Genomic DNA, 14,941 nt, shown 5'->3' on the forward strand with positions numbered 1-14,941 from the left:
CTACCAGGGCACGGTCCGGCCCGAGCGGTCCAGATACGCCAGACCGGGCGTGCCCAGTTGGGACAGCAGGACGTCCACGAGCAGCGGGGCGCTCTCCTCGACGGTGTAGGGAGCGCCCGGCCCGCCGAGCGCGGTGCGGACCCAGCCCGGTGCCAGGAGGGCGAAACCGCGCTGTGTCGCGGCCTGCCGGACGGCGAAGCCGCGCATGAACATGTTCAAGGCCGCTTTGCTTCCCCGGTAGACCTCGCGGCCGGCCGTCGTGTTGTTCGTGATGCTGCCCTGCCCGGACGACATCGCCCCGATCAGGCCAGTGGGGGACACCAGGTCCTCGAGCGCCTCGATGACGCGCATGGGGCTGAGGGCGTTGGTGATCATCACCTCCACGAAGTCGTCTACCGCCACCTCGCCGATGGGCGTCTCCTCGTTGTTCGTGGTGCCGGCGTTGACGAAGAGCAGGTCAAGCCGTCGGTCCGCAAGACGCGCGCGCAGGGGCGCGAGGTGGTCGGGCTCGTTGATGTCGAGGTACTCGACGGTGACGCGGCCCTCGGCCCGGTCTGCGAGGTCGTGCAGGAGCGTTCGCGCCGAGGCGTCGCGGACCGTGCCGATGACGTTCCACCCGCGGCCGAGGAATTCGGCCGCCATGGCGTGGCCGAGGCCGCGCGAGGCCCCGACGATGAGGGCGGTCGGCATGTGCTGCGGGGTGTCAGTCGATGACATCCAGCGTCATCTCCGTTCTGTGGTGTGGCGAGCTCACTTCGTGCGTCCTTGATCGAGACCGCCTCGGGGCGGCACCGGTGTCCAGCACTGCTGTGGCTCTTCAGCGGTACGCGACAAGTCTGCTCAGCGCCCTGCCGAAGGCGTGATCCAGAGCGGCCGATTTGTAGGATTCGTGCCATGGCCGGTACCTCAATGCGTGAATCCATCGCGATCCAGTCCGATGACGTGCGTATCGTTCGCGCACTCCAGGTCGCTCCGAGAGCCTCCTTCGCCTCGATGGCAGTGGCGCTCGGCCTCACCGAGGGCACCGTCAGGCGCCGGTATCGGCGCCTGCACGCCGACGGCGTCATCCGCGTCGTCGGCGTCGTCAATCCGGGCGCGCTGGGGCAGAGCAGATGGCTGGTACGCCTGCGCTGCCGGCCCGGCAGCGCAGCGGCGATCGCGGGCGCCCTCGCCAAGCGGGACGACGTCAACTGGGTGGCTCTGGGCGCGGCCGGCTCCGAAGTCACCTGCGCGACGCAGTCACGGGACCAGGCGCAGCGGGAAGAACTCCTCGGCCGGCGGCTGCCGCGCACAGCGGCGGTACTCGACATCAACGCCTTCGCGATGCTCCGCCAGTTCATGGGAGGCCGCGGCCACTACTGGGCCGCGCTCCAGGGCACGCTGACGCCTCAGGAGGAAGCGGTGCTCGGAGGCGACGTCCCTCCGTTCACCGAGTCTCCGGCCGTCGCGGACGCCCCCGCAGACCTCACCGCCGAGGACGAGAAGGTCCTCGACGTGCTCACCGCGGACGGACGGGCCAGTCTCGTCGACCTCGCCGCAGCGGCGGACTCCACCCCGGGTCGGGTATCCCGCCGCCTGCGCGTCCTGCTCCTGCAAGGCGTCGTCCACATCGACGTCGAGATCGCCCCAGCGGCCCTGGGCTATCACGCACGGGCCAACCTGTGGCTGCGCGTGCACCCGGCAGAGGTGAAGAAGGCCGGACGCGCACTGGCCCGAGAACCCGAGATCGCCTTCGCCGCGGCCATCTCCGGCCCGTACAACATCCATGCCGTCGCCCACTGCCGCAACCTCGACGAACTCTTCGAATTCACGTCAGATCGCATCGGCGGCCTGCCTGGCCTGCAGAGCATGGAAGTCTCACCTGTCCTACGGCATGTCAAGCAAGCAGGCACGCTGCTGTCCGGCGATCGCCTCGTCGGGCCGACCAGCCCGAGGGCGACGTGAGATGACCTGGCCGACGCCCCGCGCCCCGTGGCAGGTCGTGCGCGACGCGGTGGGGCGCGGGCCAGGTGCGGAGAAGCTGCGCCTCGGCGGCCGTTCACCCGTAGCGCTCCGCGCGGGCGGCGAGGGCGAGGACGCGGTGGGCGCCGGCCACCACTGCGGGGTCCACGAACCGCCCGTCGGGCAGGGCGAGTGCGCCGGGGTGGGCGGCGGCCGCGGCCACGATCTCGCGGGCGGCGGCCACTTCGTCGGGTGGGGGCAGGAAGGCGCGGGCTATCACCGGGAGCTGGCGGGGGTGGAGGGCGGTGCGGCCGAGGAAGCCGAGGTCCCGGCCGCGGCGGCAGGACGCGGCGAGGCCGTCGAGGTCGCGCACGTCCGGATATGCGGACTGGGCGGGCGGCGCGAGTCCCGCCGCGCGGGCGGCCACCACCGTGCGCACCCGCGGCCAGGCGAGCGCGTCCTCCCCGGCCACGCCGAGATCGGCGCGCAGGTCGGCCTCGCCCAGCGCCAGGCCGCGCACCGCCGGGTCGGCGGTGGCCACGGCGAAGGCGTTCTCCACGCCGAGCGCCGACTCCAGCAGCGGGTAGAGGCCGGGCAGCCGGGCCGCGGTCCCGGCCGCCTCGCCGTACCGCCGCCGTACGGCCGCCACGTCGCCGGGCCCGCCGACCTTCGGCAGCCGCAGCCCGTCCAGGCCCGGCCGCCCGGCGAGCGCCGCCAGGTCCGCCGCGCACAGCGGGCTGCCGAGGGCGTTGAGCCGGACATGCACCCGGGGCGGGCCCGGCCGCGGATCGGTGAGCAGTTCCGCGGTGGCGGCCCGGGCGTACGCCTTGCGGGCGGGGCCGACGGCGTCCTCCAGGTCCACCACGACCACGTCCGCGCCCGAGCGCAGCGCCTTCGCGACCACCTCGGGCCGGTCCCCGGGGGCGTAGAGCCAGGTCAGGAGGAGGCCGTCGTCGGGTTCCGGCGCCGCCACGGCCACCCGCGCCGCGCCAAGTCCCGCGGTCACAGCGCGCCCTGCGCCCGCAGCGCGGCGATCTCCCGGGCGCCCAGGCCGAGTTCGGCCAGTACGGCGTCGGTGTCCGCGCCGTGCGGGCGGCCGGTCCAGCGGATCGTGCCGGGGGTGCCGGAGAGCCGGAAGAGCACGTTCTGCATCCGTATCGGCCCCAACTCCGCGTCGTCCACCGACGCTACGGTGCCCAGCGCGTCGTACTGCGGGTCGGCGAGCACGTCGCGCACGTCGTAGACCGGCGCGACCGCGGCCTGCGCGGCCTCGAACGCCGCGACCACCTCGGCCCGTTCGTGCGCGGCGATCCAGCCGCCGACCGCCGCGTCGATCTCGTCGGCGTGCGCGGCCCGTCCGGCGCCGGTGCCGAACCAGGGCTCCGCCGCCAACTCCGGCCGCCCCACCAGCCGTACCACCCGCTCCGCGACCGACTGCGCGGAGGAGGACACCGCCAGCCACGCGCCGTCGGCGGTCCGATAGGTGTTGCGCGGCGCGTTGTTGGTGGACCGGTTGCCCATCCTCGGCTGCACATAGCCGAGTTGGTCGTACCAGATCAGCTGCGGGCCGAGCACCGCGAGCATCGGCTCGATGATCGCCAGGTCGACCACCTGGCCCGCGCCCGTGCGCTCCCGGCCGGTCAGCGCGGCCAGCACCGCGTACGCGGCGGCCAGCCCGGCCACGGCGTCGGCGAGGCCGAACGGCGGCAGCGTGGGCGGGCCCTGCGGCTCGCCGGTCGCCGACGCGAAGCCGCTCATCGCCTCGGCGAGGGTGCCGAAGCCCGGCCGCCGGGCGTACGGTCCGAACTGCCCGAACGCCGTCACCCGTGCCAGCACCAGCCGCGGGTTCGCCGCCGACAGCCGCTCCCAGCCCAGGCCCCAGCGCTCCAGCGTGCCCGGGCGGAAGTTCTCGATCACCACGTCGGCGGACGCGGCGAGCCGCAGCAGCACGTCCCGGCCGCCGGGGGTGGACAGGTCCAGGGTCATGGTGCGCTTGTTGCGGCCGAGGTGCTTCCACCACAGGCCCACCCCGTCCTTGCTCGGGCCGTGGCCGCGGGAGGGGTCGGGCCGCCGCGGGTGCTCCACCTTGACGACGTCGGCGCCGAAGTCGCCCAGCAGGGTGGCCGCGCTCGGCCCGGCGAAGAGCGTGGCCAGGTCCAGGACCCGTATGCCCGTCAACGGACCGCAGGGCAGCGGTGGTTCGGGCGCGGCGGCGGTGGACGGCGCCGGCCTGGGCGGCGGTACGGGGGCGCCGGCGGCCGCGGGTACGGCCGGGTGCGCGGCGGGGGGACGGGGGAGTCGGGGGTGGTCCATGGAAATCACCTCGGCTTCGTTCACCGTGCTTCGGCGGCCGGCGGGTTCGCCCGGCCGCCGTTCCTCACTCGTGGGGTACGCGGTTCGCGGGTGGCTGTTCATGGGTAGCGGTACGCGGGTGGCAGCTCGTGGGAGGCGGTTCGGGGGTGGCGGTTCGCGGCCGCGCAAGCTCATGGGCGGGTACGGCCGCCGCCCGCCCGCGCGTCGATCTCCGCGCGCACCGGCATCGACGACGACGCGCCCTCGCGTTCGACCGACAGCGCGGACGCCGCCGTCGCCCACGCCAACGCGTCCCGCACCGGCCGCCCTTCGCCGAGCGCGACCGCCAGCGCGCCGACGAACGTGTCACCGGCCGCGGTGGTGTCCACCGCCTTCGCGGGCAGCGCGGCCACCGCCAGCGGCTCCCGGCCGCGCGCGGCGTACAGGCAGCCCGCCGCGCCCAGCGTCACCACCACCTCGGGCACCGCGTCGAGCAGCGCGCGGGCCGCCGACCGCGGGTCACCGCGGCCGGTGAGCGCGGCGGCCTCGTGCTCATTGGGTACCAACAGGCCGGTCACCGCCAGGAGTTCGTCCGGCAGCGGCTGGGCGGGCGCGGGTGTGAGCACCGTCCGCACGCCGTGCCGGTGCGCGGCCCGCGCACCCGCCAGCACACCGGCCAGCGGCAGTTCGAGCTGGAGCAGCAGCGCACCGGCCGCCGCGACCACCTCCTCGTCGCCCGCGGCCAGCCCCGTGACGGTGCCGTTCGAGCCCGGCACCACCACGATCGCGTTGTGGCCCTCGCCGTCCACCACGATGTGCGCGATGCCGCTCGGGCCGGGCACCGTGCGCAGCGCGGCGGTGTCCACCCCGGCGCCGTCGAGCGCCGCGCGCAGCCGCGGCCCGAAGTCGTCGTCGCCCACCGCGCCCACGAACGCCACCGCGCCGCCCGCCCGCGCGGCCGCGACCGCCTGGTTGGCGCCCTTCCCCCCGGCCACGGTGCGGAACGTCTCGCCGGTGACGGTCTCGCCGCGGGCGGGCGCCACCCGCGTGTAGGCGACCAGGTCCATGTTGGCGCTGCCCATCACCACGATGCGGGCCCTCCCGCGGCTCCCGGGGCGTTCGGGCGGCTCCGGCCGCTCGGCCGGAACGATCGGATCGCTGCTCATCAGGTGCCTTCCTCGAAGTCGCCGGGTGCGGGCGTGCGGCGCGCGGGCGGGCCGGGGTGCGCCGGCGGTAGGACGAGCGTGACCGCCGGGCGCGTGCCGGTGGGGGAGGCGGGGCCGCCGGCGGGCGTGCGGCACTCGGGCGGGGCCGGTGCGGGCGTGCGGCGCTCCGGTGGGGTCGGTGCGGGCGGCGGCAGGACGGCCACGGCGGCGGTACGGCGGGCGAGCGCGTCGAAGCCGATGCCGTCGAAACCGGCGACGGTGCTGGCCAGGCGGTTGTCCAGCGGCGCTGTCCAGGCGGCGGGCAGCGCGGCGGCCGAACCGGCGAGCAGCCCGGTCACCGAACCGGCCGTCGCCCCGTTGGAGTCGGTGTCCCAACCACCCGACACCACACGGCAGACGGCGCCGGTGAAGTCGCCGTCGGCGTGCGTGAGGGCCGCGGCGAGCAGCGCCGCGTTGGGCAGCACATGCACCCAGTGGTGGTGCCGGAAACGCCGGTGCAGCGCGTCCACGACCGCCTCGAAGCCCGCGACGGTGCCCGTCGGCTCGGCCCGGGCCAGGTCGATGCCGAGCCGTACCGCGCCGGCCAGCCGCGACTCCGGCGGCACCACCTGGAGCCCGGCGGCCAGGCACGCGTGCACGTCCGCGCCGCCCCCCGCCGCCCGCGCCACCACCGCGGCGGCGAACATCGCCCCGTACACGCCGTTCGCGCGGTGGCTGAGCACCGCGTCCCGCCACGCCTCGGCCGCCGCCGCGGCCGGGTCGCCCGGGCGGGTCCAGCCGAAGACGTCCGCGCGGATCAGGGCGCCGATCCACTCCCGGAACGGGTTGCGCCAGCTCGCGGTGCGCGGTGGCACCAGCCCCGCCAGCAGGTTCCGGTACGCGATCCGCTCGGCGGTGAACGTACGGCCCGCGGGCAGCTCGTCCAGCCACAGCCGCGCCACGTCCGCCGTGCCGAAGCCGTGGCCGTGCCGCTCCAGCAGCATCAGGTTCAGCAGCGGGTAGTCCAGGTCGTCGTCCTCGGGCATCCCGTCGATGTTCTCGGCGAGCGACGTGGCGCGGCTGCGGCGGTTCCACGGGTGGCGGGCGGCGAGCGCCGGGTCCAGGCCCACCGCGGTGAAGTAGCCGCGCAGCGGCCAGTTCCCGGTGGACCGCGCGATCGCCCGGATACCCGCCAGCGGCAGCTTCTCCACCGGCTTGCCCAGCAGGCAGCCCGCCGCCCGGCCGGTCCAACCCGCCTCCAGCCGCTCGGCGAGCCGCTCCGGGCAACCGGCCCAGGACGCGGCAGGCGGGCTGCCTGCCGCCGCCCGGATCTGCGCCCACTCCGTCGGCTCCCGATCGGCCAACGGCGAGGGCAGCGCCGCCAGTTCGTCCAGCAGCCGCGCCGCCAGCTCGCGCAGGCCCGGCGCCGCCGGCCCCGGCGACGCCCCCGCCCGCTCCGGCGCCGCAGCCCCGCCCGCCGCCGACCAGCGCTCCCGCAGCGCCGCCACCTCGCGGCCCTCCTGCGCGGACTGCCGCAGCTCGTGCCCGACCAGGTCCTCCACCTGCACCCACGTCAACCGCAGCGCCCCCGCGTCCGGCGTCATCGCGGGCCTGCCAGGTCGGCGAAGGCGGCTTCGTGGGCGCGGCGGCGGGCGGTGTCGCGCGCGAAGACCTCCCGGGTGACGGCGGCCAGGCCCGCGGCGGGGGCGTGCAGGTCGAGCCGGCTGGCGCGGGCGACCTGATCGGCCCAGGCGGCCGGTACGGCGGCGCAGCCGCCTAGGGCGCCGGCCAGCGCGCCGCACATCGTGGCGATGGAGTCGCAGTCGCGGCCGTAGTTGACGCAGCCGAGGACCGCGGGTTCGTACGCGCCCTGCGCCACCAGCAGCATGCCCAGGGCGATGGGCAGTTCCTCGACGGCGTGCAGGCGCGAGGGGCGGCGGGCGCCGAGCGACGGCTCGCGGTAGCGCGGCCCGACGGTGTCGAAGGGCGCGACCGCCTCGCGCAAGGGCCCCAGCGCCTCCTCCCAGTCGCCGAACCCCGCCGCCCGCTCGCACACCGCCGCTATCGCCGCCCGGGTGCCGTCCTTCGCCAGGCCGAGCGCGGCCTCGGCGACGGACGCGGCGGTGGCGCCGGGCAGGAAGGCCGCGGCCACGGCGGCGGCGAACACCCCCGCCGCCTCCCGCCCGTAGGAGGACTGGTGCGGCGCGGCGACCTCCAGCGCCTCGGCGTAGGCACCGGCCGGGTTGCCCGCGTTGACCGCGCCGACCGGCGCCATGTACATCGCGGCACCGCAGTTGACGATGTTGCCGACGCCCGCCTCGCGCGGGTCGACATGCCCGTAGTGCAGCCGCGCCACGATCCACTTCTCGGCGAGGAAGACCCGCTGGAGCGGCAGCGCCTCGGCCTCCAGCTCGGGAATCCAGCGCGGTGTGCCGATGAGGTCGGGCACCAGGTGGTCGGCGACGCTGTACGCGTCGAGGTGGTCGCGGACCTTCGCGTAGACCCGGACCAGCGCGTGCGTCATGAGGGTGTCGTCGGTGACGTGCCCGTCGCCCTTGTGGTACGGGGCGATCGGCCGCGCGGTGCGCCACTGCGCGTGGTAGGGGCCGACGACGCCCCGCACCCGCCCGCCGTGCCGCGCGGTGATCTGCTCGGGTGCCAGGCCCTCGACCGGGCCGCCCAGCGCGTCGCCGACCGCGGCGCCGACGAGGCAGCCGGTGACGCGGTCCTCAAGAGTGGGTGTCATGGTGTCCGGGTCCTTCCGTGCGCTCGGTGCGGTCGGTGCGCGGGACGGGATACGGGGCGGGGCGCGGCCCGCGGGCGTACGGTGGCGGGCCCGGCGCGCCGTACCCGCCCGCGTCCCCGTCCCCGTCTCCGTACGGCGCCGGGCCCGACTCCGGCCCGGGGCCCGCCAGTTGCGCGGCCAGCCGCACCAGGTCGGTGCCCGCCAGCCGGGGCAGCGCACAGCCCGGCAGGGTCCGGCACGCCTCCCGCCAGGAGCCGGGCACCCCGGCGCCGCCGCCGAGCGCGCCGGCCAGCGCCCCGGCCAGCGCGGACGCGGAGTCCGCCACCCGCGACAGGCAGGCCGCCGCCGGCACCGCCTCGGCCACCGCGCCGTCGGCCGCCAGCACCAGGGCCAGCGCCACCGGCACGGTCTCCGCGGCGGCGATGCCGTAGCTGTACACGTGGTCCACGATCTGGTGCTCCAGCAGCGGGACCAGGCCGAACGCCCGCCCGCGGCCGCCGGGTCCGGCCGCGCGGGCGGCCCGGGCGAGCGCGACCGCGTGCTCGGCGTTGCGGGAGATCTCCGAACCGTCCGGCAGCTCGCGCAGCGCGGCCCGTACGCAGTCCGCGGCGCCCGCGCCGGCCAGCGCGAGGCAGACGGCCGCGGCCATCGCCCGGGCACCATGCACCCCGTCGCCGTCCTGCGTGTACCGGGCGTCGTACTCCGCGAGGTCCGCGGCGGCCGCCGGGTCGCCGGGGTGCACCACCGCCAGCACGCAGGCGCGCCCGCACGCCGCGTCGTCGAAGAAGTGCGGGTTGTCGTGGCCGGTGGCGGGCGGCCGCAGCCCGGTCGCGAGGTTGCCGAGCCCGGCCCGGACCGAGATCCGGGCGCGCAGCGGCACCACCGCGGACTCCACCTCCGACGCGCGCGCAGCCGCCGAGGAGATCTCCGCGGCCAGCGACATCCACGCCAGGTCCACCGCGGCCCGCACCCGGCGGTCGCGGCTGAGGTCGCTGAGCGGCGCGCCGCGCGCGGACAGCACCGACTCGGCGGTGAACGCCGCCCACTCCGCGTCGTCGGACGGCCCCAGCCGCAGGGGCTCCGGCGGCTGGTTGAGGGCGATCGGCACCGGCAGCGTCGTGGTGGCGTACTGCTCGGCGAACGTGTCCAGCTCGCGGGTCAGCCGCCGGGTCCACTCCGGCATCCGCGCGGCGCGGTGCCGGGCGGCGGGCCATCCGGCGGCGTCGCCCGCGGCCAGCCCCAGCAGCAGCCCCTCGACCCGGCCGCCGCGCCCGGCGTCCGCCCGGTCCAGGGACACCGGGGGCCGCGCGGCGCTCACGAGGCGACCCGGGCGGCGGGCGCGGGCCGCTGCCCGGGGAGCGGATCGGCGGGGGTGAGGAGGTCGGCGATGTCCCGCACGTGGTAGCCCGCCATGGCCGGCAGGCAGCTGCCGGTCACCGGCCCGATCGCCGCGGACCAGCGCGCGGGGATCGCGCCGAGGCCGCCGACCGAGCCGGCCAGCGCCCCGGCCAGCGCCGCCGTGGTGTCGGCGTCGCGGCCCATGTTGACCGCGGTGAGCACCGAGCCGGTGAACTCGCCGTCGGCCAGCGCGAACGCGCCGAACGCCAGGCCCACCGCCTCCGGCGCCAGGTCCGTCCACGGGTAGCCGCCGATCACGACGGCCGAGCGCAGCGCCCGCTCCCGGTCGAGCACGCTCAGCGCCGGATCGCGCCGGACCCGGCGCGCCACGGTCACCGCCCGCCGCAGCGACCGCGCCGTCCAGGAGTCCTCGGGCACCACCGACAGCGCGGCGGTGATCACCGCCGCGCAGTCCCCGCCCGACATGGCCGCGGCCACCCCGGCGGCGACGGCCTGGCCGCCGTAGATCCCCTCGCCCTCGTGGCTGACGGTGCCGTCGATCGCGACCAGCCGCGCGGCCTCGGCGGGCCGCCCCGCCGCGTGGACGCCGTACGGGGTCGCGCGCATCGCCAGGCCGTCGCTCCAGGCGTGGCGGTGCTGCGCGGTGATGGGCGAGGCGAGGCCGCGGCGCAGGTTCTCCAGGGTGCCGCGCTCGCTGAACCCGGCGCCGCGGAAGGGCCCCTCGTCGCGGTCGGCGATCCACACGTGCCAGGCCGCCTCCACGTCGCGGGCGGTGAGCGCGGCGCCGTAGTGGACGAGGAGCAGGGCCGACAGGATCGCGTACTCGGTGTCGTCGGTGCCGGCCGGGTCGTCGCGGACGAAGTCCTCGATCCGGCCCCAGCGGCGCCGGATCTGCGACGGCTTCATGTTCTCGGCGGGCGCCCCGAGGGCGTCGCCGACGGCCAGCCCGGTCAGCGCGCCGCGCGCGTGGTCACGGGGGCTGAGGGGCGCGGGGCGGGGGTCGGGGGCGTGGGGGGCGTCGGAACCGCTGGAGGGGGCGGGAGTTGTGCTCATGGGTGCCGCTTCCTGGTGAGGTCCTGCCGGTGGTGCGGGTGGTGGGGGAGTGAGGGAGTGGAGAGGCGGGGGACACGGCAACGGTGCGGCGGTGGGCGGCGGTGGGCGGCGGTGGTTGGCACGGGGCGGTGCGGGTGGGTGCGGCTCGCCCCGCGGACGGGGCGCGCCGCCCCGTCAACTCCGGTACCGCTCGAACACCCGGTTGCCGTCCCGGACGAGCTTGCGGCGCAGCGTGTCCAGCGATATCGCGCCGTTGTAGTACTGCTGGAGCGCGGGCGTGGCAATCTTGTCGGACCACTCGGGGTAGCCGCGCATGCTCAACGCGGGCGACGCGGTGAGGTGCCGCGCGACCGCCATGCCGGTGGCCCACCCGAGTTCCGCGGTGGTCAGCGACGGGTCGCGCAGCGCCGCGGTGCCGGTGGGCGGCATCCAGTCGCCCTGGGCGAGCCGCACCAGGTGCGGGGTCTGCGTCAGGAAGTCGATGAACTCCACCGCCGCCTGCTGGTGCTTGCAGGACTTCGCCACCGACAGCGTCTGCGGGCTGACCCCCTGGGCCCGCCCGCCGTCGGGCGCGCCGCGGCCGGCCGGCAGCGGCAGGGTGACCCAGTCGAAGTGCGCGGGCGCCTGCTGCTGGACCTGCTGCCGGTAGGAGAAGCCCAGCGGCAGCATGGCGTACCGCCCGGCGAAGAACCCGGGCAGCAGGTCGCCGCCGCCGAGCGCCAGCGCGCTCGCGGGCGCGGAGCGGTCGGTCCCGACCTGGCGGCGCACCAGTTCGGCGAACGCGGAGTCCGCCGCGCCGAACCGTACCTCGGTGCGCCCGCTGCCCTGGTCCTTGTAGAGGACGCGGCCGCCGTCGGTCAGCGCCAGGTTCAGCGTCAGGCTGACCGGCGAGCGCATCGGCCAGGCGGTGCCGTAGCGCTCGGCGCCGCCGCCGTGGTGGGACAGCTCCCGGCAGATGTCCTCGAACTCCTGCCAGGTCCACGGCCGGTCGGCAGCCGGCAGCCGGATGCCCGCCGCGGCCAGCAGCGTCCGGTTGGCCAGAAGCACCTTCGGCTCCTGGAGGAAGGGCACCCCGTACAGCGCGCCGCCGAACCGCGCGGTGTCCCAGCTGCGCTGCGGGATACGGCTCTTCAGGCCCGCGGGCAGCAGGCCCGTCAGGTCGGCGAGGTAGCCGCCGGAGCCGAAGTCGGTCAGGTCGACGCCCTCGTCATGGATGACATCCGGCGCCGCGCCGCCCTCGAAGGACGTCAGCAGCTGGTCGTGGACGTCGTCCCAACTGCCCTGCACGTAGCGGACCCGCACCTGCGGGCGCCGCGCGTTCCACTGCGCGACGAGCGCCTTGTTCGCCGCGACCGACTCCGCCTGCCAGGCCAGCGACAGGAAGTCCAGCCGCGGCACACCGGAGCCGGCGTCCGCCCCGCAGCCCGACAGCAGCGGCCCCGCGCCGGCCGTGGCGGAGGTCGCGGCGGTGGCGGCCAGGAGAGTACGGCGGCGCATCAGCCCTTCACCGCCCCGGCCGTCACGGCACCGGCCAGCCGCCTTTGCAGCAGGGCGAAGAACAGCAGGCTCGGCAGCGTGGCGAGCACCGACGCGGCGGCGAGCGGGCCGAGGTCGGCGGCGCCCTCGGCGCCCAGGAAGTGCGTCAGGATCACCGACATCGTCTGCTTCTCCGGGGACTTGAGCAGGACCAGACCGAAGAAGAACTCGTTCCAGGCAGTGACGAAGGAGAACATCAGCGTGGCCACCAGGCCCGGGGCCAGCAGCGGCAGCACCACGCTGCGCAGGGTGCGGGCCCGGCCGCACCCGTCGATCGCGGCGGCCTCCTCCAGGGAGACCGGCACCGCCCTGACGTAGCCCTGGAGCATCCACAGCGCGAACGGCAGCGTCCACACCACGTAGACCAGGCCCAGGCCGAGCCGGGAGTCGACCAGGTGCAGGTTCTTCAGCACCATGAACAGCGGGATGACCACCAGCACCAGCGGGAACATCTGGCTGACCAGCACCCAGGCGGTGCCGGCCCGGCTGACCGCCGAGCGGAACCGCACCATCGCGTAGGCGGCCGGCACCGCGACGGCCACCGACACCAGCGCGGCGCCCCCGGCCACCAGCAGGCTGTTGAGCGCGGCGTGCAGCAGCGGCTGCTGGTCGAAGGCGGCGCGGAAGTTGCCGAGCGTGGGGTGCCGCGGCAGCCACGTCGGGTGCACCGAGCCCAGCTCCCGCGGCGACTTGAACGCGGTGGAGACCAGCCAGAGCAGCGGGAAGGCGAGGAAGACCAGGTAGCACAGCAGCGCCAGATACTGCCCGGCGCGCCCCGCCCGGCGGCGTGCGGTGCGCCGCCCGGCGCGCGAAGGAGCGCGCGGGGCGGCGGCCCGCGGCGGTACGGCGGCCGGACCGGCCGCGTCGGTCGCGCTCATGAGTCCTCCTCGGTCAGGCGGTTGCGCAGGAAGACGGCCAGCAGCACGGCGATCACCGCGACCATCACCAGCCCCATGGCGGCCGCGTAGCCGAACTGGCCGTAGCGGAACGCCTCGTCGTAGGCGAAGAGCATCGGCAGCTCCGTCTTGCCGCCGGGCCCGCCGCCGGTCAGCACGTAGACCAGGCCGAAGGAGTTGAAGTTCCAGATGAAGTTCAGCGCGGTGACCGACAGCGCCACCGGCCGCAGCGCCGGCCACGTCACCGCGGTGAACCGCCGCCAGGCCCCGGCCCCGTCCAGGGCGGCCGCCTCGCGCAGCTCCGGCGGTACGTTCTGGAGGCCGGCCAGCAGCACCACCGTGGTCTGCGGCATGCCCGCCCACACGCCCACCACGACCACCGCGGGCAGCGCCAGCGACAGGCTCGCCAGCCAGTCGGTGGTGCCGTCGGTCAGGTGCAGGTCGCGCAGCGTGGTGTTGAGGATGCCCGCGTCCGGGTGGTAGACCAGCCGCCACATGATGCCGACGACCACCTCCGGCATCGCCCACGGCACCAGCGCCAGGGTCCGGGCCAGCCAGCGCAGCCGCAGGTCCTGGTCGAGCAGCACCGCCAGGCCCAGCGACAGCAGGAACTGCAAGGCGGTCACGCACACCGCCCACAGCAGCCCGATCCGGAACGACTGCCAGAACAGCGAGTCCAGCCGCAGCTCCCGGAAGTTGTCGACGCCGGTGAACGTGGTGGCGTGGGTGACGCCGGACTGCGCGTCGGTGAAGGCCAGCGCGATCCCGTACAGCAGCGGGCCGACGCTCAGCACCAGCACCGGGACCAGCGCGGGCAGCAGCAGGAACCACGCGTCGCGGTCCAGGCCGAGCACGCGACGGCGCGCGGCCCGGGTACGCGGCGGGGGAGTGCCGGCGCTCCGGCCGGCCCCGCGCCGCGGTATCGCCTCGGCGCTCACGACGCGCGCCCCGCCGAGGCGGCGGTCGAGCCGCGGACGACCAGCCGCGGCGCCACCGTCGCGCACCGCACCGGGTGCCGGCCGCCGCCGAGCCGGGCCAGCAGCATCTCGGCCGCGATCCGGCCGCGTTCGGCCGCGCCGAGGTCCACGCTGGTCAGCGCGGGGCGGCCGGCGCGGGCCAGCTCGCCGTCGTCCATCCCGGCCACGGCCAGCTCGTCGGGGACGCGCAGGCCCCGGTCGAGGGCGGCGTGCACCGCGCCCAGCGCGAGCTGGTCGTTGGCGCACAGGACGCTGTCGATGTCCGGGTCGGCGTCCAGCAGGCGGTGGGTGGCGGCGGCGCCGGCCGCGATGCCGAACTCGGTGGTGGCGGTGAGCGCCGGGTCGAGGGCGAGCCCGGCCTCCTCCAGCGCGATGCGGTAGCCCAGCGCGCGGTTGCGGCCGGGGACGGTGTCCGCCGGGCCGCCCACGAACGCGATCCGCCGCCGCCCCGAGGCCAGCAGGTGCCGGACGGCGAGGACCGCGCCCGTCACCGAGTCCGCCCGCACGCTGTCCACCGGCGCCCCGTCGGGCAGCGACCCGATGACGACGACCGGGCCCGCCGCGTCGGCCAGCACCCGCAGATGCTCGGCCGTGACCCGGATCGGCACCAGGATCAGGCCGTCGCTGGTCCGGTCGGCCAGGGCGCGCACCACGTCCAACTCGTCCGCAGCCACCGCGTCGGTGGCGTGCAGCAGCAGCCGGTAACCCGCCGGCTTCGCGGCCGCCTGTATCCGGCGGACCATCGCGGCGTACACCGGGTTGCCCACGTCCGGCAGCGCGAAGGTGAGCTGCCGGGTACGGCCGCCCTTGAGCGATCTGGCCACGCCGTTGGGGACGTACCCCAGTTCGGAGGCGGCCTGCCGGACCCGGCGGACGGTGTTCGGGCGCGCGCCGTGCCCGTTGAGCACCCTGGACACCGACGCGACGGACACCCCCGCCCGCGTGGCGATCGTCTCGACGGTCGGCGGTCCGGCGGAAGTCGTCATGGCGGTCCCT

General features: G+C 76.3%; 13 protein-coding genes. 1 reads left to right on the forward strand and 12 read right to left on the reverse strand.

Annotated elements, in window-relative coordinates; genetic code table 11:
• Complete coding sequence (locus AC3EVP_RS25195; RefSeq protein WP_435133317.1) at positions 1-717, reverse strand: SDR family NAD(P)-dependent oxidoreductase; 717 nt, start codon at positions 715-717, stop codon at positions 1-3.
• Positions 718-894: 177 nt separating this feature from the next.
• Here AC3EVP_RS25195 and AC3EVP_RS25200 point away from each other — a divergent pair, with 177 nt between their 5' ends.
• Positions 895-1,944 carry an Lrp/AsnC family transcriptional regulator gene (locus AC3EVP_RS25200; RefSeq protein WP_435133320.1) on the forward strand — a complete coding sequence of 350 codons (1,050 nt, stop codon included), beginning with the start codon at positions 895-897 and terminating at the stop codon, positions 1,942-1,944.
• Between the two features lie 94 nt (positions 1,945-2,038).
• On the opposite strand, the gene AC3EVP_RS25205 is transcribed toward AC3EVP_RS25200, so the two are convergent.
• From AC3EVP_RS25205 to AC3EVP_RS25255, 11 genes are all read right to left on the reverse strand, one after another.
• On the reverse strand, positions 2,039-2,881 hold the full coding sequence (locus AC3EVP_RS25205; protein WP_435133544.1) for an HpcH/HpaI aldolase/citrate lyase family protein: 843 nt from the start codon (positions 2,879-2,881) through the stop codon (positions 2,039-2,041).
• A gap of 62 nt (positions 2,882-2,943) precedes the next feature.
• A complete protein-coding gene (locus AC3EVP_RS25210; protein WP_435133323.1) occupies positions 2,944-4,254 on the reverse strand; it encodes a CaiB/BaiF CoA transferase family protein in 1,311 nt (436 codons plus the stop codon).
• A 170-nt stretch (positions 4,255-4,424) separates the two neighbouring features.
• The gene (locus AC3EVP_RS25215) at positions 4,425-5,399 is read right to left on the reverse strand and encodes a ribokinase (protein ID WP_435133326.1); all 975 of its coding nucleotides are present in this window, start codon (positions 5,397-5,399) and stop codon (positions 4,425-4,427) included.
• A complete protein-coding gene (locus AC3EVP_RS25220; protein ID WP_435133329.1) occupies positions 5,399-6,982 on the reverse strand; it encodes an ADP-ribosylglycohydrolase family protein in 1,584 nt (527 codons plus the stop codon). Before AC3EVP_RS25220 ends, AC3EVP_RS25215 begins: the two co-directional genes overlap by 1 nt.
• Positions 6,979-8,124: an ADP-ribosylglycohydrolase family protein gene (locus AC3EVP_RS25225; RefSeq protein ID WP_435133332.1), complete on the reverse strand. Its 1,146-nt coding sequence runs from the start codon at positions 8,122-8,124 to the stop codon at positions 6,979-6,981. Before AC3EVP_RS25225 ends, AC3EVP_RS25220 begins: the two co-directional genes overlap by 4 nt.
• Positions 8,108-9,442, reverse strand: a complete 1,335-nt coding sequence (locus tag AC3EVP_RS25230) for an ADP-ribosylglycohydrolase family protein (protein ID WP_435133335.1) — start codon at positions 9,440-9,442, stop codon at positions 8,108-8,110. Before AC3EVP_RS25230 ends, AC3EVP_RS25225 begins: the two co-directional genes overlap by 17 nt.
• Positions 9,439-10,536 carry an ADP-ribosylglycohydrolase family protein gene (locus AC3EVP_RS25235; RefSeq protein ID WP_435133337.1) on the reverse strand — a complete coding sequence of 366 codons (1,098 nt, stop codon included), beginning with the start codon at positions 10,534-10,536 and terminating at the stop codon, positions 9,439-9,441. Before AC3EVP_RS25235 ends, AC3EVP_RS25230 begins: the two co-directional genes overlap by 4 nt.
• Before the next feature lie 174 nt (positions 10,537-10,710).
• Positions 10,711-12,033: an ABC transporter substrate-binding protein gene (locus AC3EVP_RS25240; protein ID WP_435133340.1), complete on the reverse strand. Its 1,323-nt coding sequence runs from the start codon at positions 12,031-12,033 to the stop codon at positions 10,711-10,713.
• Positions 12,033-12,950: a carbohydrate ABC transporter permease gene (locus AC3EVP_RS25245; RefSeq protein ID WP_435133343.1), complete on the reverse strand. Its 918-nt coding sequence runs from the start codon at positions 12,948-12,950 to the stop codon at positions 12,033-12,035. Before AC3EVP_RS25245 ends, AC3EVP_RS25240 begins: the two co-directional genes overlap by 1 nt.
• Positions 12,947-13,906 (reverse strand): carbohydrate ABC transporter permease, encoded by a 960-nt coding sequence (locus AC3EVP_RS25250; protein ID WP_435133345.1) that lies wholly within the window; start codon positions 13,904-13,906, stop codon positions 12,947-12,949. The genes AC3EVP_RS25245 and AC3EVP_RS25250 overlap by 4 nt, the downstream gene beginning before the upstream one ends.
• Positions 13,903-14,931, reverse strand: coding sequence for a LacI family DNA-binding transcriptional regulator (locus AC3EVP_RS25255; protein WP_435133348.1), 1,029 nt, complete (start codon positions 14,929-14,931; stop codon positions 13,903-13,905). The genes AC3EVP_RS25250 and AC3EVP_RS25255 overlap by 4 nt, the downstream gene beginning before the upstream one ends.
• Positions 14,932-14,941 lie beyond the last annotated feature (10 nt).

It is taken from the genome of Actinacidiphila sp. bgisy144 (assembly GCF_057708105.1).

Coding starts and splice junctions, on each gene's coding strand:
- AC3EVP_RS25195 (WP_435133317.1), bottom strand. CDS start 717: ATGTCATCGACTGACACCCCGCAGCACATGCCGACCGCCCTCATCGTC.
- AC3EVP_RS25200 (WP_435133320.1), top strand. CDS start 895: ATGGCCGGTACCTCAATGCGTGAATCCATCGCGATCCAGTCCGATGAC.
- AC3EVP_RS25210 (WP_435133323.1), bottom strand. CDS start 4,254: ATGGACCACCCCCGACTCCCCCGTCCCCCCGCCGCGCACCCGGCCGTA.
- AC3EVP_RS25215 (WP_435133326.1), bottom strand. CDS start 5,399: ATGAGCAGCGATCCGATCGTTCCGGCCGAGCGGCCGGAGCCGCCCGAA.
- AC3EVP_RS25220 (WP_435133329.1), bottom strand. CDS start 6,982: ATGACGCCGGACGCGGGGGCGCTGCGGTTGACGTGGGTGCAGGTGGAG.
- AC3EVP_RS25225 (WP_435133332.1), bottom strand. CDS start 8,124: ATGACACCCACTCTTGAGGACCGCGTCACCGGCTGCCTCGTCGGCGCC.
- AC3EVP_RS25235 (WP_435133337.1), bottom strand. CDS start 10,536: ATGAGCACAACTCCCGCCCCCTCCAGCGGTTCCGACGCCCCCCACGCC.
- AC3EVP_RS25240 (WP_435133340.1), bottom strand. CDS start 12,033: ATGCGCCGCCGTACTCTCCTGGCCGCCACCGCCGCGACCTCCGCCACG.
- AC3EVP_RS25245 (WP_435133343.1), bottom strand. CDS start 12,950: ATGAGCGCGACCGACGCGGCCGGTCCGGCCGCCGTACCGCCGCGGGCC.
- AC3EVP_RS25255 (WP_435133348.1), bottom strand. CDS start 14,931: ATGACGACTTCCGCCGGACCGCCGACCGTCGAGACGATCGCCACGCGG.